Source organism: Bradyrhizobium sp. CCBAU 53340 (assembly GCF_015291645.1).
GTDB lineage: Bacteria > Pseudomonadota > Alphaproteobacteria > Rhizobiales > Xanthobacteraceae > Bradyrhizobium.
This window is the reverse complement of the sequence record NZ_CP030055.1, coordinates 403840-422016: the sequence shown is the minus strand read 5'-3', so window position 1 is coordinate 422016 and position 18177 is coordinate 403840. Positions and strand designations below refer to the sequence as shown.

20 protein-coding genes are annotated in these 18177 nt (G+C 65.5%); 14 read left to right on the top strand and 6 right to left on the bottom strand.

All coding sequences use genetic code 11. From position 1 onward, the window contains the following. Positions 1 to 37: 37 nt before the first annotated feature. The 5 genes from ccmA (at position 38) to XH89_RS01990 (ending at position 3188) form a co-directional block, all read left to right on the top strand. The gene (gene ccmA / locus XH89_RS02010) at positions 38 to 640 is read left to right on the top strand and encodes a heme ABC exporter ATP-binding protein CcmA (protein WP_194468337.1); all 603 of its coding nucleotides are present in this window, start codon (positions 38 to 40) and stop codon (positions 638 to 640) included. A gap of 232 nt (positions 641 to 872) precedes the next feature. After that, on the top strand, positions 873 to 1541 hold the full coding sequence (gene ccmB, locus XH89_RS02005; protein WP_194465481.1) for a heme exporter protein CcmB: 669 nt from the start codon (positions 873 to 875) through the stop codon (positions 1539 to 1541). Between the two features lie 89 nt (positions 1542 to 1630). Next, complete coding sequence (locus tag XH89_RS02000; RefSeq protein WP_194465480.1) at positions 1631 to 2416, top strand: heme ABC transporter permease; 786 nt, start codon at positions 1631 to 1633, stop codon at positions 2414 to 2416. Then, on the top strand, positions 2413 to 2598 hold the full coding sequence (ccmD, locus tag XH89_RS01995; protein WP_194465479.1) for a heme exporter protein CcmD: 186 nt from the start codon (positions 2413 to 2415) through the stop codon (positions 2596 to 2598). Before XH89_RS02000 ends, ccmD begins: the two co-directional genes overlap by 4 nt. Beyond that, positions 2595 to 3188, top strand: coding sequence for a DsbE family thiol:disulfide interchange protein (locus XH89_RS01990; RefSeq protein WP_194465478.1), 594 nt, complete (start codon positions 2595 to 2597; stop codon positions 3186 to 3188). The genes ccmD and XH89_RS01990 overlap by 4 nt, the downstream gene beginning before the upstream one ends. 34 nt (positions 3189 to 3222) lie before the next feature. Here the strand turns inward: XH89_RS01990 and XH89_RS01985 are convergent, their stop codons facing one another. From XH89_RS01985 to ftsY, 3 genes are all read right to left on the bottom strand, one after another. Further along, positions 3223 to 4419, bottom strand: a complete 1197-nt coding sequence (locus tag XH89_RS01985; protein WP_194465477.1) for a hypothetical protein — start codon at positions 4417 to 4419, stop codon at positions 3223 to 3225. A 205-nt stretch (positions 4420 to 4624) separates the two neighbouring features. Further along, on the bottom strand, positions 4625 to 5227 hold the full coding sequence (locus XH89_RS01980) for a septation protein A (RefSeq protein WP_194465476.1): 603 nt from the start codon (positions 5225 to 5227) through the stop codon (positions 4625 to 4627). 3 nt (positions 5228 to 5230) lie between these two features. Continuing rightward, positions 5231 to 6178 carry a signal recognition particle-docking protein FtsY gene (ftsY, locus tag XH89_RS01975; RefSeq protein WP_194465475.1) on the bottom strand — a complete coding sequence of 316 codons (948 nt, stop codon included), beginning with the start codon at positions 6176 to 6178 and terminating at the stop codon, positions 5231 to 5233. A gap of 60 nt (positions 6179 to 6238) precedes the next feature. Between ftsY and XH89_RS01970 the strand changes: the two genes are divergently transcribed. Both XH89_RS01970 and XH89_RS01965 read left to right on the top strand, forming a co-directional pair. Further along, positions 6239 to 6940, top strand: coding sequence for an RluA family pseudouridine synthase (locus tag XH89_RS01970; RefSeq protein WP_194465474.1), 702 nt, complete (start codon positions 6239 to 6241; stop codon positions 6938 to 6940). A gap of 184 nt (positions 6941 to 7124) precedes the next feature. Next, positions 7125 to 8234, top strand: a complete 1110-nt coding sequence (locus tag XH89_RS01965; protein WP_194465473.1) for a DUF2336 domain-containing protein — start codon at positions 7125 to 7127, stop codon at positions 8232 to 8234. Positions 8235 to 8377: 143 nt separating this feature from the next. Here the strand turns inward: XH89_RS01965 and mtaB are convergent, their stop codons facing one another. After that, entirely contained in the window at positions 8378 to 9673 is a 1296-nt protein-coding gene (mtaB, locus tag XH89_RS01960) for a tRNA (N(6)-L-threonylcarbamoyladenosine(37)-C(2))-methylthiotransferase MtaB (protein ID WP_194465472.1), read from the bottom strand. Beyond that, entirely contained in the window at positions 9673 to 10548 is an 876-nt protein-coding gene (gene dapF, locus XH89_RS01955) for a diaminopimelate epimerase (protein WP_194465471.1), read from the bottom strand. Before dapF ends, mtaB begins: the two co-directional genes overlap by 1 nt. Positions 10549 to 10781: 233 nt before the next feature. Here dapF and XH89_RS01950 point away from each other — a divergent pair, with 233 nt between their 5' ends. Then, positions 10782 to 11507: a GyrI-like domain-containing protein gene (locus tag XH89_RS01950; RefSeq protein WP_194465470.1), complete on the top strand. Its 726-nt coding sequence runs from the start codon at positions 10782 to 10784 to the stop codon at positions 11505 to 11507. A 5-nt stretch (positions 11508 to 11512) separates the two neighbouring features. Further along, positions 11513 to 12214 carry an SIMPL domain-containing protein gene (locus XH89_RS01945; protein ID WP_194465469.1) on the top strand — a complete coding sequence of 234 codons (702 nt, stop codon included), beginning with the start codon at positions 11513 to 11515 and terminating at the stop codon, positions 12212 to 12214. Positions 12215 to 12391: 177 nt separating this feature from the next. Here XH89_RS01945 and XH89_RS01940 read toward each other — a convergent pair whose 3' ends face one another. Further along, positions 12392 to 13393, bottom strand: a complete 1002-nt coding sequence (locus XH89_RS01940; RefSeq protein WP_371825192.1) for an MBL fold metallo-hydrolase — start codon at positions 13391 to 13393, stop codon at positions 12392 to 12394. 453 nt (positions 13394 to 13846) lie between these two features. Here XH89_RS01940 and ffh point away from each other — a divergent pair, with 453 nt between their 5' ends. From ffh to rplS, 5 genes are all read left to right on the top strand, one after another. Then, on the top strand, positions 13847 to 15394 hold the full coding sequence (ffh, locus tag XH89_RS01935; RefSeq protein ID WP_194468335.1) for a signal recognition particle protein: 1548 nt from the start codon (positions 13847 to 13849) through the stop codon (positions 15392 to 15394). An 85-nt stretch (positions 15395 to 15479) separates the two neighbouring features. Beyond that, positions 15480 to 15812, top strand: a complete 333-nt coding sequence (gene rpsP, locus XH89_RS01930; protein ID WP_194465468.1) for a 30S ribosomal protein S16 — start codon at positions 15480 to 15482, stop codon at positions 15810 to 15812. Positions 15813 to 15822: 10 nt separating this feature from the next. Next, on the top strand, positions 15823 to 16380 hold the full coding sequence (gene rimM / locus XH89_RS01925) for a ribosome maturation factor RimM (RefSeq protein WP_194465467.1): 558 nt from the start codon (positions 15823 to 15825) through the stop codon (positions 16378 to 16380). A gap of 128 nt (positions 16381 to 16508) precedes the next feature. After that, entirely contained in the window at positions 16509 to 17264 is a 756-nt protein-coding gene (gene trmD, locus XH89_RS01920) for a tRNA (guanosine(37)-N1)-methyltransferase TrmD (protein ID WP_194465466.1), read from the top strand. Positions 17265 to 17373: 109 nt separating this feature from the next. Further along, complete coding sequence (gene rplS / locus XH89_RS01915; RefSeq protein ID WP_011083318.1) at positions 17374 to 17754, top strand: 50S ribosomal protein L19; 381 nt, start codon at positions 17374 to 17376, stop codon at positions 17752 to 17754. Positions 17755 to 18177: the final 423 nt, after the last annotated feature.

The following is an 18177-nucleotide window of genomic DNA, read 5'->3' as shown; positions in this document are numbered from 1 at the left end:
CTGAGGCCTGGCTTTGAACGTGACGGTACCAGGCCAGATGCAGCTGTCCGGACGCGGGGTCACCTGCGTGCGAGGCGGCCGCGAGGTGTTTTCCGGGCTCGATTTCCAGGCCGTCGCGGGCGAAGCCGTGGCGGTCGTGGGGCGCAACGGCGCGGGCAAGACCTCGCTGCTGCGGCTGATCGCCGGGCTGCTCGTTCCAGCCGGTGGCACAATCGTACTCGAGGGCGGCGACGCCGACATGACGCTGCCCGAGCAGTGCCACTATCTCGGCCATCGCGATGCCCTGAAGCCGGCGCTCAGCGTGGCTGAAAATCTCTCATTCTGGGCTGAATTTCTGGGCGGCCAGCGCTGTGACGCGGCCGAGAGCCTCGCCACGGTCGGGCTCGACCATGCCACCCATTTGCCCGCGGGCTTCCTGTCCGCCGGCCAGCGCCGGCGGCTGTCGCTGGCCCGGCTGCTGACGGTCCGACGGCCGGTCTGGCTGCTGGACGAGCCGACCAATGCGCTTGATGTCGCCGGGCAGGAGATGTTCGGCGGCTTGATGCGGGATCATCTGGCGCGCGGCGGCCTGATCATCGCGGCGACCCATGGCCCGCTGGGTATCGAATCGCGGGAGCTGCGGATCGGAGGCGCGGTATGAATCCGACCGACCCTCAGCTTTCCAAGCGGCCGGGCTCGGCTCTCCCCCCGGGGGCCCAGCCGTCCCCGCGGGCTCCCTTGCCTCTCCCGCTTGCGGGAGAGGTCGGCGCGCAGCGCCGGGTGAGGGTTCTCTCCTCTGGAGGAGTCTTCGTCGTCGAGACACCCTCTCCACGACCCTCCCCCGCAGGCGGGGGAGGGAGCGCACCGTCCCTGGCGCACGAGGGGGGCCCCTCATGACGGCTCTTTCCGCCCTGATCCGTCGGGACATCAAGATCGCGCTCCGCGTCGGCGGCGGAGCACTGATCGGCGTGCTGTTCTTCCTGACCGTCGTCGTCCTGATGCCGTTCGCCGTCGGACCGGACCTGGCGCTGCTGTCGCGGCTGGGGCCGGCGATCCTGTGGCTGGGTGCCCTCCTGGCGAGCCTGCTGACGCTGGACCGGCTGTTCATGGCCGACCATGAGGACGGATCGCTCGATTTGATCACGATGAGCCGCACGCCGCTGGAGCTGGCCTGCGCGGCCAAGGCGCTGGCGCATTGGCTGGCGGCGGGCCTGCCGCTGATCATCGCAACCCCCGTGCTCGGCCTCTTGCTCAACCTCGACATGGTCGCAACCGGCGCGGTGGCGCTGACGCTGCTGGCCGGCACCCCGGCCCTGACCTTCACCGGCATGATCGGCGCCGCACTGGCGGTGACGCTGCATCGCGGCGGGCTGCTGATGGCGGTGCTGGTGCTGCCGCTGTCGATTCCCGTGCTGATTTTCGGGGTCGCGGCCTCGCAGGCCGTGATCGTCGGCCCGATGACGTTCGGCGCACCGTTCTCGATCCTGTGCGCCCTGTCGCTGGTCAGCCTCGTGATCGGCCCGTTCGCGGCGGCGGCAAGCCTGAAGCATGGACTGGATTGAAATGGGCCGGTCGCCTTGACCCCGATCAACTTTCGCTGCGCGCTTTCATGCTGATTGCGTGAGCAGTCCCGGGTGATTATCAGGATACCATGTCGCTGATCGACCTCGCCAACCCCACCAGGTTCCTCGCGCTCTCGGCGCGGGTGTTGCCGTGGCTTGCGGCCGCGACCATCATCCTGCTCGCGATCGGCCTCTATCAATCCGCTCTTGCACCCGACGATTATCAGCAGGGCGCGACCGTGAAGATCATGTTCATCCACGTGCCGAATGCGTGGCTGTCGATGTTCGTCTGGGGCGTGATGAGCGTGGCCTCGCTCGGCACGCTGGTGTGGCGGCATCCGCTCGCCGATGTCGCGGCGAAAGCCGCAGCTCCGATCGGCGCCAGCTTCACCTTCCTTGCACTGCTCACGGGCTCGCTGTGGGGCCGGCCGATGTGGGGCACCTATTGGGAATGGGATGCGCGGCTGACCTCGGTGCTGATCCTGTTCCTGATGTATCTCGGCCTGATGGCGCTGTGGCGGGCGGTGGAAGATCCCTCGCGCGCGGCGCGCGCCGCCGCCGTGCTGACGCTGGTCGGCGCGCTCAATCTGCCCATCATCAAATTCTCGGTGGACTGGTGGAACACGCTGCACCAGCCGGCCTCGGTGATGCGCATGGGCGGCTCGACGCTCGACAAATCGTTCCTGATTCCGCTGCTGGTGATGGCCGTTGCATTCACGCTGCTGTTCATCACGCTTCACATCGCCGCCATGCGTAACGAGATTTTGCGCCGGCGCGTACGCTCGCTGCAGATGATGCAGGCAAGCCGCGTCGCGTTTTCGAGCGAGGTGGGCGCCGGGTCGCGTCAGGAAAGCGCGTCGAAAGGGGCTGCATGACGATGTCGCTTGGCCCCTACGCATCCTTCATCGTGACGTCCTATGTCGCAGCCGCCATCGTGGTCGCGGTCCTGATCGGCTGGGTCGTGCTCGACTATCGTAACCAGACAGAGCGCTTGCGCGAGCTCGATCGCAGCGGCGTCACCCGCCGCTCGGGCCGCAGTGCCGTGGACACACCATGAGCGATCAATCGACCCCGGCGCCGCCGCAGCGCCGCACCTTCCTGATGGTGCTGCCGCTGCTCGCCTTTCTTGGACTTGCCGTGTTGTTCTGGTTCCGGCTCGGCAGCGGCGATCCATCGCGAATTCCCTCCGCGCTGATCGGCCACCCCGCACCGCAGACCTCGCTGCCGCCGCTGGAGGGATTGCAAGCCGACAATGTCCCGGTGCCGGGCTTCGACCCTTCCGCGTTCAAGGGCAAGGTCAGCCTCGTCAATGTGTGGGCGTCCTGGTGCGTGCCCTGCCACGACGAGGCGCCGCTCCTGAGCGAACTCGCCAAGGACAAGCGCTTCCAGCTCGTCGGCATCAACTACAAGGATTCGCCCGACAACGCTCGCCGTTTCCTCGGCCGCTACGGCAACCCGTTCGGCCGCGTCGGTGCCGACGCCAACGGCCGTGCCTCGATCGAGTGGGGCGTCTATGGCGTGCCGGAGACGTTTGTCGTCGGCCCTGACGGCACCATCGTCTACAAGCTGGTCGGCCCGATCACGCCGGACAATCTCAAAGCCGTGCTCTTGCCCCAGCTCGACAAGGCGCTCAAAGCCGGGAGCTGATCACGGCGCGAACTCGCTGCTCGGCGCCCTGAGGTTACGAAACATTGTCGCGACGATTGGTCGTGTCCGTGCTGCCTGCGAGCAGGCTGGCCACGACATCCCAGCCCTTCTCGAACATATGGCCGACCTTGTGGCCGAAGGAATGGTCCGGACGCAGCCGCGGCGATTCCAGAATGTGCGTCAAGTGCCGGTGATCGCCCGGGATGGTGCTGATCTCGGCGTCGATCTCGGCCTGGACGATTGTCATCAAATCATCCAACTGCTGAGCCCAGCCTGATCCTTTGAGCTCGATCTGAGTTCTCAGCGCCTCCTCGATCCGGTAGATCTCGCCAACGATCTCCTTGGCCCGGACCGGACGGTTGTTCCTGAGCGCAAAGAGCAGGAGGACATGCTTCTCCTCGATCTGATCGATCACCATCGATACAGCAATCGCGAACGGAGATGCCGCGATCCGCGCCGCAGTCCGGTCGTCAGCCGGAACGGTCGCGATGGACAGCAACTCCCAAGGGGTTTCCAGGCGCTTTGCGACGATCGTGAGCGCGAACGGCACGGCATCGGCGCGCCTCGCCTTCAGCGCGGTCAAAAGGCTGAGGACCTTGTCAAGGCTGGCGCCCTCCAGCCGGGCAATCTTCGGCGCGAGCGCGCGGCCAAAATCCGCGAGCTCCCGCTGCATGTCCAGGTAGCGCAGCATCTTCTTGAGGTCGTCGAATGTCGCGTGCGAGCTGGTATAGGCCATCAACCCGTCGCGAACGCTGGCGGCGCCCTCGGCAGACCCAAGCAGGCCGTTGAGCGAGATCACGACCTTCTTCTGGAACGCCTGAGCCATCTGCCGCGCCTCGTGCTGCCTGTCAGCCGAGATGACATCGGTCGCATTGGCGATGTAGTCGGCGGCCATGCTGCGCAGCAATTGCTCCGTCACGAGGCTCCAGATCGGTGCGAGCGAACCACGGGCGATCTGACCGCTATTGGCCTGCTCCGGCGCCCTGTCCACCAGGACCGGCTCGAGCGGCTCGAAGAAGTAGCGTGAAGGATTTCCGACCCGATAATGATTCTGGCCCGTGTTACGAAATTCGGCACGCAGCGCCGCCATCAACGGCTCGGAATGCGGAATGTCCTCGCCGATGAGATGGAGCCGTTCGAGTTCAGCGAGCAGGCGGCGCCGGACCTGCGGAGCGAGTTGCCGCACGTACTGAATCAGGTGTTCAGCGGTGTGGTCCTGTTTTGCGCTCACCACCGGGCCCTCCGCGTACGGGCTCAATCCGCGGATTGGATGAGGAGAAAGGCTATCGCCTGCACCCTTTCAGGCAAGGTAAACCGCTGAACAATCTCAGCTTGCGGTTACGGAGCGGTGAAGAATCCGATTCCCAGGCGTGCGAAACGCACGCTAGCGTGAATATGCTTGGTCGCGGCCGGGAACTGCAGGGCCGGAACCGGCGTCAGCCCTTCCTCACGTCCCCCGCCTCGGCTTCGCTGGTCTCCAGCGACACCGGCTCGACACCGTAGCGCCTGGTCAGCGGCATCTGGGCGACGGCGAAGATCATGGTCAGCGGCGTGACGCCGAACACCTTGAAGTTCACCCAGAAGTCCGTGCTTTGGGTGCGCCAGACGATCTCGTTGAGCACCGCCATGCCGGCGAAGAACAGCGCCCAGCGCAGCGTGAGGATGCGCCAGCCCTGCGGGGTGAGATTGAACATCTGGTCGAACATGACGGCGATGAAGGAACGGCCGAACAAGAGGCCGCCGCCGAGGATCGCGGCGAACAGGCCGTAGATGATGGTCGGCTTGACCTTGATGAAGGTCTCGTCGTGCAGCACCAGGGTCAGCGTGCCGAACACCAGCACGATCACGCCCGTCACGATCGCCATGATCGGAATGTGGCGCGTCACCACATAGGAGGCGATCATCGCCGCCACGATCGCGACCATGAAGGCACCGGTCGCGGCGAACAGATTGAACTTCGCGTTGACGAAGAAGAACACGAGCAGCGGACCGAGCTCGGTCGCAAGCTTGAACAGCGGATGCGGCTGGGTCTTGTCCATACTCTAGCTTTCGATTCCAGCGATGGCGCGGGCGAAATCACGCGCCGTGAAGGCTGCGAGATCGTCGACGCCTTCGCCGACGCCGATGAAATGCACCGGCAGTTTGAATTTCTCCGCGAGCGCCACGAGAATGCCGCCGCGCGCGGTGCCGTCGAGCTTGGTCATCACGAGACCAGTGACGCCCGCGGTGCGGTGGAAGGCCTCGACCTGCGACAGTGCGTTCTGGCCGACGGTGGCATCGAGCACGAGTAGCACCGCGTGCGGCGCGGAAGCGTCCACCTTTCGGATGACGCGCACGACCTTCTCGAGCTCGTTCATCAGCTCGGCCTTGTTCTGCAGGCGACCGGCGGTATCGATCAACAGCACGTCGATGGCCTGCTCTTTCGCGGCCGTGAGCGCGTTGAAGGCAAGGCTTGCCGAATCCGAGCCCTGCGCGCCTGCAATGACCGGCGTTTTGGTGCGCTCGCCCCAGACCTTGAGCTGCTCGATCGCGGCTGCACGAAACGTGTCGCCGGCGGCCAGCATCACCGTGCGGCCTTCGGAAGCGAATTTTTGCGAGAGCTTGCCGATCGTCGTGGTCTTGCCGGAACCGTTGACGCCGACCACGAGGATCACGAACGGCTTCTTGGCCGCGTCGATCTCGAGGGGCTTGGCCACCGGCGCCAGCACCTTCTCGACCTCGGTCGCGACCACGTCCTTGACCTCGTCGGCCGAGATCGCCTTGTCATAGCGCCCCGCGCCGACGGCGTCAGCGATCCGCACCGCGACTGAGGTGCCGAGGTCGGCGCGCAGCAGCACGTCCTCGATGTCGTCGAGCATGGCGCGGTCGAGCTTGCGCTTGGTGACGAGGTCGGCGACCGCGGTCCCGAGCGAGGACGAGGTCCGCTTCAGCCCGTTGGACAGGCGGCGCCACCAGCTCAGCTTGGGGGGATCTGACGTGGTATCGTTCATGGCGGGGGTGTGTTAGCCGTTCCGGCTCCCAAACGAAAGTCTTGTCCGAAAGTCCTGCAATTGCTCGATGTTCCCCAATTGACCGCTGAGGAGATTCTAGGCCGGGTGCTCCACCGCGACGGCCTGATGCTGGTCATCAACAAGCCGGCAGGCCTGCCGGTGCACCGCGGCCCCAAGGGCGGCCCCAATCTGGAGGACTCCTTCGACGCGCTCCGGTTCGGCCTGCCGCGGCCGCCGGTGCTGGCCCACCGGTTGGACAAGGACACCTCCGGCTGCCTCGTGCTCGGCCGCCACCGCAAGGCGACCGCCTCGCTCGGCCTCCTCTTCAAGCACGGCAAGATCGGCAAGACTTACTGGACCGTGGTCGAGGGCGGCCCCGCTGAGGATGAAGGTACCATCGATATGCCGCTCGGCCGGCTCAATGCCGAGCGCGGCTGGTGGCAGAAGCCCGACCCCGAGGGTCAGAAGGCCGTCACCAACTGGAAGGTGATGGGCCGGGGCGACGGCTTCACCTGGCTGGCCATGGAACCGGTGACGGGGCGGACCCATCAATTGCGGGTGCATTCGTCGGCGACCGGCTGGCCGATCTTCGGCGATAACATTTATGGCAACGGTCCGCGCTTCGGCGAGCCGAAGCTGCATCTGCATTCCCGCGAGATCGTGGTGCCGATCTCCCGGAACAAGGAGCCGATCCGCGTCGTCGCGCCGGCCCCGCCCCACATGCATGAGAAGCTCCGCGCCTGCGGCTGGAACGGGGAATAACCCTGCCCGGCGCCTGATCCTTGTGAGGAGGGCGGGGCAGCGGCAGCGCTTTGCGCCGAGCCGTTGGCCGGCTCTCAGGACGAGGAGAAGTCCGATGGTTTACGAAACGTTCAGTGCTCGTCGTTCATGATAGCGGTTGCTTAGAACAAGCTTCCGTCAATCCGCTCAGGACGAGCACCGCGTCATGTCCACGGCCCAGCTATCGATCATCGACGAGGTCGAGTCCGCGATCCGGACCGGCTCGCCGGAAAAGGGCCTGGAGACCGCCCGGCGCGTCACCGACCTGTTCCTGTCTTCCGCCGGCAGTTTTGACGACGAACAGATCGCGCTGTTCGACGATGTGCTCGAGCGCCTGATCGGCACCATCGAGCTGCGCGCCATCGCCGACATGGGCGCACGCGTTGCGCTGGCCGAGATCAGCGCCCAGCTCGCGCCGATCGCACAGGCGCCGCCCTCCGTGATCCGCCGCCTCGCTAACAATGACGAGATCCGCATCGCCGGTCCCGTGCTCCAGGAATCCGCGCGGCTCGACGATGGCGAGCTGGTGAAGATCGCATCAAGCAAGGGTGAGCCGCATCTGCTCGCGGTCGCCGGCCGCTGGTGGCTGAAGGAGATCGTCACCGACGCGCTGCTGGCGCGGCGCTATCCCAGCGTCAGCCGCCGCCTCGCCGCTAATCCCGGCGCGCGCGTCTCGGGGAACGGCTTTGCCATCATCGTCGGCCAGGCCGAGTCCGATCCGGAGCTCGCCATCAGCGTCGGCGTCCGCGTCGATCTGCCGTCGAACCTGCGCCAGCAATTGCTGCGCTCGGCGACGGACGCGGTTCGCACCAGATTGCTGTCGCGCGCGCCGCCGCATCTGTTCGAGGAGATCCAGGGCGCGATCGCAGCCGTCACCGTCGGCGTCGAGCGTGAGATGTCGGGCGTCCGTGATTTCGAAGGCGCCAAACGGGCGATTGCAGGTCTGAAGGCCACTGGCCAGCTCAACGAGGCGACCCTGCTCAACTTCGCCAGACAGCGACGCTACGAGGAAGCTGTCGCCGCGCTGGCGGCGCTGTCCGGATCGACCGTCGAGGTGATTCGTCCGCTGATGCAGAGCCTGCGCGAGGACGGCCTGCTGGTGCCGTGCAAGGCGGCCCAACTCAGCTGGGAGACCACCGCCGCCGTGCTCGAAAGCCGGTTTGCGACCGGCGCGATGAAGCCGGCAGATGTCGATCGCGCGAAGAGCAATTTCGCGCGGATGACGGCGGAGAATGCGCGGCGGACACTGCGATTCTGGCAGGTGCGGTCGTCGTAGGCTACTCGCGAGTTAAGCACTCCGCATCCACACATTAGGTGTCGTCCCGGCGAAGGCCGGGACCCATCACCACAAGGAGCAGTATGGCGACGAATCGCAGTTGCTCTGCTTCGTTGGGACAAGCACCGTTCGCGATCGATAAATCACGCGGTATGAGTCCCGGCCTTCGCCGGGACGACAGCAGAGTATGTGGTCAGCCGCTCGCCATCGCAGCCGATGATCGTCCGCGGCACGACACTGCCGACGCGCTCGCCCGCAATCGCCACCGGCAGATAATGCACGGTGCGGCCCTGCCCCTCGCTCTCGATCAGCACTTCGTGTGTCGCACCGATCTCGGCCTGCAGCCGCCGCCGCAACGCAACTTCGCCAGCCGCCCGCAACCGCTTCGCCCGCTCCTTGATCGCGGGTCCCGCGACCTGCGGCATCCGCGCCGCTGGCGTGCCCGGGCGCGGGGAATAAGGAAAGACGTGCAGAAAGGTCAGGCCGCATTCCTCGACGAGATCGAGCGAGCGCGTAAACATCTCCTCGGTCTCGGTCGGGAAGCCCGCGATGATGTCGGCGCCGAACACGATGTCCGGGCGCAGGCGGCGGACCAGGTCGCAGAACGCGATCGCATCCTGCCGCGAATGCCGCCGCTTCATGCGCTTCAGGATCATGTCGTCGCCTGATTGCAGCGACAGATGCAGATGCGGCATCAGCCGCGCATCATCGGCGATAGCGTCGAGCAGATCTTTATCCGCCTCGATCGAATCGATCGAGGAGATGCGCAACCGCTTCAGCTCCGGCACGTGCCGCAGGATCTGCCTGGTCAGCAGCCCAAGTTTCGGCGCGCCCGGCAGGTCGGCGCCGTAGCTGGTGAGATCGACGCCAGTCAGCACGATCTCGGCATGGCCGCGTTCGACCAGGTTGCGCACCTGTTCGACCACAGCGCCCATCGGCACCGAGCGCGAATTACCGCGGCCAAACGGGATGATGCAGAAAGTGCAGCGATGATCGCAGCCGTTCTGGACCTGCACGAACACGCGGGGCAGGCCGCTCGCATAGCCGTCGACGAGATGCGGCGCCATCTCCTTGACCGCCATGATGTCGCTGACGGCGATTTTCTCGCTGGCGCCAAGGTCGAAAGCGTTGCGTGTGTGTTGCCACGCTTCGCTGCGCATCTTGTCGTCGTTGCCGACGACGCGGTCGACCTCGGCCATGTCGGCAAACATCGCGGCTTGCGTCTGCGCCGCACAGCCGGTGACGACGATGCGCGCCGAGGGCCGCTCGCGCTTCAGCTTGCGGATCGACTGGCGCGCCTGCGCCACCGCTTCATTGGTGACGGCGCAGCTGTTGATGACGATGGTGTCGGAAAGCCCCGCGCCTTCCGCTTTGCCGCGGATCACCTCGGCCTCGAAGGCGTTGAGGCGGCAGCCGAAGGTGACGACCTCGACAGTCATTACCCGGCCGGCGCGAACAGCGCCGGATCGAACTTGCCTTCATATTCGAAGGTCGCCGTGCCCGTCATCAACACGTGGTCGTCGCGCTCGCGCCATTCGATGCCGAGCTTGCCGCCCGGCAGCGTCATCTCGACCTTGCGCTCGGTGCGCTTCAACCGCGCTGCCGCGACCGCGGTCGCACAGGCCGCCGAACCGCAGGCCCTGGTGAGACCAGCGCCGCGTTCCCAGGTGCGCATCGTGATGTGCTCGCGATCGACGATATGGGCGAGCGTGATGTTGGCGCGATCCGGAAAGATCGGGTGATTTTCCAGGAGCGGACCAAAGCGCTCGAGATCGTAGGCATTGACGTCGTCGACCCAGAAGATCGCGTGCGGATTGCCCATGCTGACCACGGACGGCGAATGCAGGATCGGATTGTCGATCGGCCCGATCTGCAATTCGATGTAGCGGGTGTCGCGAAACTCTTCGGCCAGCGGAATGTCCTGCCAGCCAAACTTGGGCGCGCCCATGTCGACGGTGTAGAGGTCCGGCGCCGGGCCCTGCCAGGCATTGAGCAGGCCAGCCGCCGTCTGGAAGGTCGCCGTGGTCTGCCCGCTCTTCTCAAAGATGCGGCGAACCACGCAGCGCATGCCGTTGCCGCAGGCGCCGGCCTCGGAGCCGTCATTGTTGTAGATGCTGATGAAGGCATCGGTGCCGTCGAGCCGCGGCTTCTGCAGCACCATGAGCTGGTCGTAGGGCACGCCGCCATCCGCCGAGGCCACCGCACGGGCGTCATCAGGCGTGATCTTCCCTGCGGAATCGCGCATGTCGACAACGACGATCTCGTTGCCGATGCCGTTCATCTTGGCAAATGCGTGGTTGGCCAGCGCGCTCATGAAAATTCCCGATTTTCGCCCGTCTTATATGGCGATCCTTGGCGGCTTGGCCAGTGATTTGGCTCCGCGGGCCGGGGCGTCTGCCATGACGCATCTGTCATGGGACGAATTTGGCGCTCGCGTGTTAGAACGACGTAGTTCGCGCGATCGGGGATGCGCGACCGGATTTGCGCCTTGGCGCGTAAGGCCTTGATACCGAAGGTCTTGATACTGAAGGTCTTGGGGAGAATAGAATGATCGGGTTTCGTCGTCTTGCTCTGGTCGCGCTGATCCCGGCCGCGGCCTTGTCGCTTGGCCTGTCGGGCGCCCTCGCGCAGACCCCGAGCCCGGCGCCCGCCGCCTCAGCCAGCCCCTCGCCGGCCCCATCGGCCTCGCCCTCCCCGGCCGCGAGCGCTTCGCCCGCGCCGGCGGCATCGCCCTCACCTGCGGCCAGCGCCTCGCCAAGTCCAGCGGCACCGCCGCCCGCTGCGGCCGCCACGCCCGCCCCGGTGCAGACCGCCGATCCCTTCGGGCTGGAGACCACGCTCGAGGCCAAGAAGGTCGTGATGGTCAAGGGCACCGCCAATTGGGATTCTGCGTTCGACACGCTGATCGACGCCTTCAAGGCGCTGAACGCACTGCTGGACAAGCAGGGCATCAAGCACGCCGGCAATGCGATGATCGTCTACACCTCGACTGACGATACCGGCTTCACGTTCCTTGCCGAAATCCCGGTCGATCAGGATCCGAAGAACCTGACCAAGGACATGAGCATCGGCAAATCGCCTGAAGGCAAGGCGCTGAAATTCGTCCATCGCGGCTCCTACGACAACATGGACAACACTTATGAGGCGATCACCAATCACCTCGACGACAAGAAGCTGGAAGCCAAGGACACCTTCATCGAGGAGTACCTCACCGATCCGCTCAAGACGGCCGAGGACAAGCTCGTGATCAATGTGTTCGTACCGCTGAAGTGAGCAAGATGAACAAGCCCGCCGTCCTCACTGCCGCCTTCGTCCTCCTGCTGACAACGCCTGCGCTCGCCGATGAATTTCCATCCGCCATCTCGGTGAGCGGCGAAGCCACGATGTCGGCCGCGCCCGATCTCGCGCAGATCGATGCTGGCGTCGCCAGCGACGCCAAATCGGCGAAGGAAGCCTCCGACGCCAACAACGCCGCGATGGGCAAGGTGCTGCTGGCGCTGAAGGCGGCCGGCATCGCCGAGAAGGATTATCAGACGTCCCGGCTGTCGCTTCAGCCGCAATATGCGCCGAACCGATCGAGCGGCGCCTCGCCCGTGGTCGGCTTCCGCGCCTCGAACCGCGTCACCGTAAAGATTCACGACGTGACCAAGGTCGCCGGCATCATCGACGCGCTGGTCGGCGCCGGGGCGAACGACATCGGCAACATCTCCTTCGAGGTGACGCAGGCGTCAAAACTGCTCGACGACGCGCGTGAGCGGGCGGTCGCCGATGCCCGCCGCAAGGCCGAGATCTACGCCAAGGCCACCGGCGTCACGCTCGGCGCGCCGCTCAGCGTCTCCGAAGGCGGCGCTCCGATGCCGCTGTTCAAGGGCCGCATGGCGGCGGCACCGATGGCCGCGCCCGCGGCCGTTGCACCCGGCGAGGAAACGCTGTCGGTGACGGTGAATGTAAGCTGGGCGATCAAGGCGAAAGAGCAATAGGCCTTAAGAGGCGCGGCGTTCACCACAACACCGGTGTCATCCCCGCGAACGCGGGGATCCATAACCACGGGGAGGAGTGAGGGGCAATGCTCCCACTCCGAGTCTTCGCCAAACATCTCCCTGTGGGCTGCGCTTCGCTTGTCCGGGACGACTGCGGAGAATGACGCCAGCTCTGGGCTAAATCTCCACCACCTGCCCGGGCTTCATCGCGATGAACCGCTCCTGGGGTATTTTGGCCGCATCGAGCGCCTCGACCAGCGCCTTGGCCGGCGCGTCAATCGCTTCGTCCGTCAGCTGGAACGTGCCGTGATGATGTCCGAGCGCCTGCTCTGCGCCGCAATCAGCCAGCGCCTTCACCGCATCTTCCGGGTTCATGTGCTGGTCGCGCATGAACCAGCGCGGCTCGTAGGCGCCGATGGGAAGGATCGCCAAGCGCAGCTTCCCATGCTTCTCGGCAACGCGACGAAAATGGCGGCCATCGCCATAGCCAGAATCGCAGACCACGTAGATTTTTCCGGCCGGCGTCTCCAGCACGAAGCTAGCCCACAGCGCCTTGTTGCGGTCGAACATGCCGCGCGCAGTCCAGTGCCGGGTCGGCACCAGATGCACGGCGATGCCGCCGCCGAGTTCGACGCGATCGTGCCAGTCGAAGGCCTCCACCTTGATGGTGGAATCGGCGCGGCGCATCGTCACGTCATTGCCGAGCGGCGTCACCACGCGCGGAGCAAAGTTCTTGGCAAGACGCGACAGCGTTGCGATGTCCAGATGATCGTAGTGCCCGTGCGAGACCAACACGACGTCGACCTTCGGCAGCTTCTCGAAGGCGATGCCGGGATCGTTGTGCCGCTTCGGCCCGGCAAAGCGGACCGGCGAGACCCGCGAGGACCAGACCGGATCGACCAGGACGTTGAGACCACCGGTTTGGATCAGCCAGCTGGCGTGACCGACGAAGGAAAGCCGCACCTTGCCGCCGTCGACACGCTCCGGCGGGATGTCGGCGTGAGGGCTCGGGGCCCACACCGGCCATTTGGCCCGCTCCCGCCCGCCGCTGAACTGCCAACGGAGCACCTCGCGCAGAGATTTCGGCGGCGCGCCGTCCGGATCGAAGAAATGCAGACCGTTGAAATGGTCGGAGGCGGGTCCGTCGTAGGTTTTCAGGCGGCGGCGGTTGATCGGCACGGCGGGGACTCAGGGCTGGTCGCGGCGGTAAGACATCACCGGCTATATGGGCGGCCCCGCCGAAAAAGGAACCCGTCGGCGGAACGCGCCAGATTTCAAGGCCTTACCCTGGAAACGGCGTCCCAGCGCCCTAACTTTCCTTGACTTTTGGCCGTCAGCGGCGTTTAACCCCGCCACTTTCTCGGAAAGGCTTTCTTTTCGACCCGCCGACCGGCCCCAGAGGCCGGAGGTCAACGCCCGACAGCGCGATGCGCCCTCGGGCGCAAAGGTGTTTGGAAGATCGCTTGCCCAGGTAAGTAGTCATCCCCCGCGAAAGCGGGGGATCCAGTATCCCAGAGGCAGCTCGGCTGGAACCGAGGCGCCGCGGCGTACTGGATGCCCCGGTCAAGCCGGGGCATGACAGCGGAGAGTAACGGCGCGCCCCTCACCGGGGACAGCAACAGGACAACGGCATTGTTCGACAATCTGTCGGAACGGCTTGGTGGCATTCTCGATCGTCTGACGGGGCGCGGTGCGCTGACCGAAAAGGACGTCGACGCCGCGATGCGCGAAGTGCGCCGCGCGCTGCTGGAGGCCGACGTCGCGCTCGAGGTCGTGCGCAGCTTCACCGAGCGCGTGCGCGAGCAGGCGATCGGCGCCACCGTCGTCAAGTCGGTCACGCCAGGCCAGATGGTGGTCAAGATCGTCCATGACGAGCTGATCAACACGCTCGGTGCCGAAGGCCAGACCATCGACGTCAACTCCGTGCCGCCGGTGCCGATCATGATGGTAGGCCTGCAGGGCTCGGGTAAGACCACTACCACCGCAAAGCTCGCCCGCCGCCTGGTCCAGCGCGACAAGCGCAAGGTGCTGATGGCCTCGCTCGACGTCTATCGCCCGGCGGCGATGGAGCAGCTCGCGGTGCTCGGCCGCGACCTCGACATCCCGACGCTGCCGATCGTGGCGGGCCAGCAGCCGCCGCAGATTGCGAAGCGCGCGCTCGAAGCCGGCAAGCTCGGCGGCTACGACATCGTGCTGCTCGACACCGCCGGCCGCACCACGCTCGACGAAGAGATGATGGCCGAAGCGGCGGCAATCAAAGCGGCCGCCAACCCGCATGAAGTGCTGCTGGTTGCGGACTCACTCACCGGCCAGGACGCCGTCAATCTCGCGCGCTCGTTCGATCAGCGCGTCGGCCTCACCGGCATCGTGCTGACCCGCGTTGACGGCGATGGCCGCGGCGGTGCTGCGCTGTCGATGCGCGCCGTCACCGGCAAGCCGATCAAGCTGATCGGCACCGGCGAAAAGACCGACGCGCTGGAAGACTTCCATCCTGACCGTATCGCCGGCCGCATCCTCGGCATGGGCGACGTGGTGTCGCTGGTCGAGCGCGCCGCCGCCAATATCGACGCCGAGAAGGCCGCGCGCACCGCCGAGCGCATGCGCAAAGGTCAGTTCGACCTCAACGACATGCGCGAGCAGCTGCTGCAGATGTCCAATATGGGCGGCATCAGCGGCCTGATGGGCATGATGCCCGGCATCTCCAAGATGAAGAACCAGATCGCGGCCGCCGGCATCGACGACAAGATTTTGAAGCGCCAGGTCGCGATCATCGATTCCATGACGCGCGACGAGCGCCGCCATCCTGATCTACTGAAAGCGAGCCGCAAGAAGCGTATCGCCGCAGGAAGCGGCCAGAGCGTCGAGCACGTCAACAAGCTGCTGAAGATGCACCGGAACATGGCCGACGTGATGAAGGCCATGGGCTCGGGCAAGCGCGGCCCGCTGGCCGGCATCGCGCAGGCGATGGGCTTTGGTGGCGGCATGAAGATGCCCTCGCCCGAAGAGATGAAGGCGATGCAGGAGAAGATGCAGAGCGGCGGCGGACAGGGTCTGCCCAGCCTGCCGAAGGATCTGCCGCCCGGTCTTCGCACCGGTCTGCCGAATTTGCCTGGACTGACCGGGCTGAGCGGCAAGCCGACGCTGCCGGGTCTCGGCGGTTTCCCCGGCAAGAAGAAATGAGGAATTCGTCGCGAGGGGCGCAAGTGTCTCGCGCGGCGCGAAAATGCCAATCAACCGAACAAAACGTACTTTGAAGGAGAACTAAATGTCCGTCGTTATCCGCCTCGCCCGCGCAGGCACCAAGAAGCGTCCCGTCTATCACGTCGTCGTCGCCGATTCGCGCTTTCCGCGTGATGGCCGTTTCATCGAGCGCCTCGGCTACTTCAACCCGCTGCTGCCGAAGGACAACGAGACCCGCCTGAAGCTCGACATGGACAAGGTCAAGGCCTGGCTCGCCAAGGGCGCGCAGCCGTCCGACCGCGTGATGCGTTTCCTCGACGCCGCCGGCGTCAAGAAGCGCGAAGCACGCAACAACCCCGAGAAGGCCGTGCCGCGCAAGGAGCGCAAGGCGCAGGCCGAAGCCGCCGCGAAGGCTTAAGGGCTAGGCCATGTCGGCGCTGATCTGCGTCGCGCGGATCGGCGCCGCGCATGGTGTGCGTGGCGCGGTCAAACTGTGGACCTTCACTGAAGATCCCTTTGCCGTGAAGCGCTACGGTCCGCTTCTCTCCAAGGACGGCAAGCGCCAGTTCGAACTGTCGCAGGTCCGCGAAGCCAAGGACCATCTGGTCGCAACGTTCAAAGGCGTCGTGACCCGCGATGAGGCCGAGCGCCTCAACGGCATCGAACTCTACGTCGGACGCGACAAACTGCCCGCGACCGACGAGGACGAATATTACCACGCCGATTTGATCGGGCTCGACGCCGTCACCACTGACGGCGACGCGCTCGGCCGCGTGCTTGCGATCCATAATTTCGGCGCCGGCGACATCATCGAGATCGCGCCCCTCAAGGGCCCGACGATGCTGCTGCCGTTCTCCAACGCGGTGGTGCCGGAGGTCGATCTCAAAGGCGGCCGCGTCGTGATCGCGCTGCCGCAGGAGATCGAGGGCGAGGCGAAAGACGACGCCCTATCCACGGGTCGTCCCCGCGAAGGCGGGGACCCATAACCACAGAGCGTGGTTTTTGGCTAAGCTGGTCGCTCCAGCCATCGCAAAACTGGTTGCGGTGGCTATGGGTCCCGGATCTGCGCGCGCTTGAGGCGCGCTTGTCCGGGACGACGGATAACTGAGATCGAATGACCAACCCCTCACCCTGGTGCGCGACGGTGCTGACGCTGTTTCCGGAGATGTTTCCGGGACCGCTTGGCGTGAGCCTCGCCGGCCGGGCGCTGGCCTCCGGCCTCTGGCAGATCGAGGCCCGGGATATCAGGGCCTCCGCCACCGACCGCCATCGCAGCGTCGACGACACCCCGGCCGGCGGCGGACCGGGCATGGTGCTGCGGGCCGACGTTCTGGCCGCCGCGATCGACGCCGCGGAGATCAACCCGGACCGGCCCAAACTGCTGATGAGCCCCAGGGGTCGGCCATTGACCCAGGCGCGCGTGAAACAGTTGGCGCGGGGCCCCGGACCCCTGATCGTCTGCGGGCGGTTCGAGGGGATCGACCAGCGGGTGATCGATGCCCGGGACCTGGAGGAGGTCTCGATCGGCGATTACGTGCTCTCAGGGGGCGAGATTGCCGCGATGGCGCTGATTGACGCCTGTGTCCGGCTGCTACCGGGTGTGATGGGCAAGGAAGCCTCGGGAACCGAGGAGAGCTTTTCGGACGGCCTGCTCGAATACCCCCAATACACCCGGCCGCAGCTGTTCGAGGGGGTTCCGATCCCGGAGATCCTGACCTCCGGCGATCATGCCAAGGTCGCGGCCTGGCGGCGGGCGCAATCCGAGGCCCTGACGCAGGTCCGGCGGCCTGATTTATGGGCCCAAATCCCACCCAAAGCCCCGAATCGGCCCGGCCGCCAAAAAACGCCAAAAAACAAGACAGACGGGTGACAAACGCTCCGGCTTGCCTTATAGGAGCGCCCACATCCGCAATGGCTGGATAGACGAATTTCGCGCAGCCCCCGTTTTAAAGGCTGGGCGCGCCGATGGAGATTTACCCATGAACCTGATCAAGCAGCTCGAGCAAGAGCAATTCGACAAGCTGTCCGCCGGCAAGGACATTCCGGAATTCGGTCCCGGCGACACCGTGATCGTCAACGTGAAGGTCGTCGAAGGCGACCGCACCCGCGTGCAGGCCTATGAAGGCGTCTGCATCGGCCGTTCCGGCGGTGGCCTCAACGAGAGCTTCACCGTTCGCAAGATCTCCTACGGCGAAGGCGTCGAGCGCGTGTTCCCGGTGATGTCGCCGATGATCGACTCGATCAAGGTGGTGCGTCGCGGCAAGGTGCGTCGCGCCAAGCTCTATTACCTTCGCAATCTGCGCGGCAAGTCGGCCCGCATCGTCGAGAAGCAGGACCGCCAGGCCGCCGTCGGCGAGTAAGCTCCGCTACCAGGCAAGTTTCGAAAGCGCGGGGCTCGGCTCCGCGCTTTTTTGTTTGGCCGTAGCCCTCCCCGACCTCGGCATTGCGAGCCACCGGGTCCGCGCAAAGCGCGGCCCGATGACGGGCTCCGCGAAGCAATCCAGAGTCTTCCGCAGAGACAGTCCTGGATTGCTTCGTCGCAAGGGCTCCTCGCAATGACGCTGCCGCTAAGCTCTCGCGCTTTTACCGCTGCGTGCTATATAGCCTCTAGAATGTTTCCAGATCTGACCAGCTTCGTGGGCCCCCAGCGCATCGTCATCGACGATCGCTCGCGGCTGCCTGGCCGGTTCTTCGGACGCTTCGCGACCTCGGCAACGTCAGAGCTTACGCGCGCAGCCTAAAAGCTGCGCTGACGATTTTGTTGCCCCGCGCGGAAGCCGCGC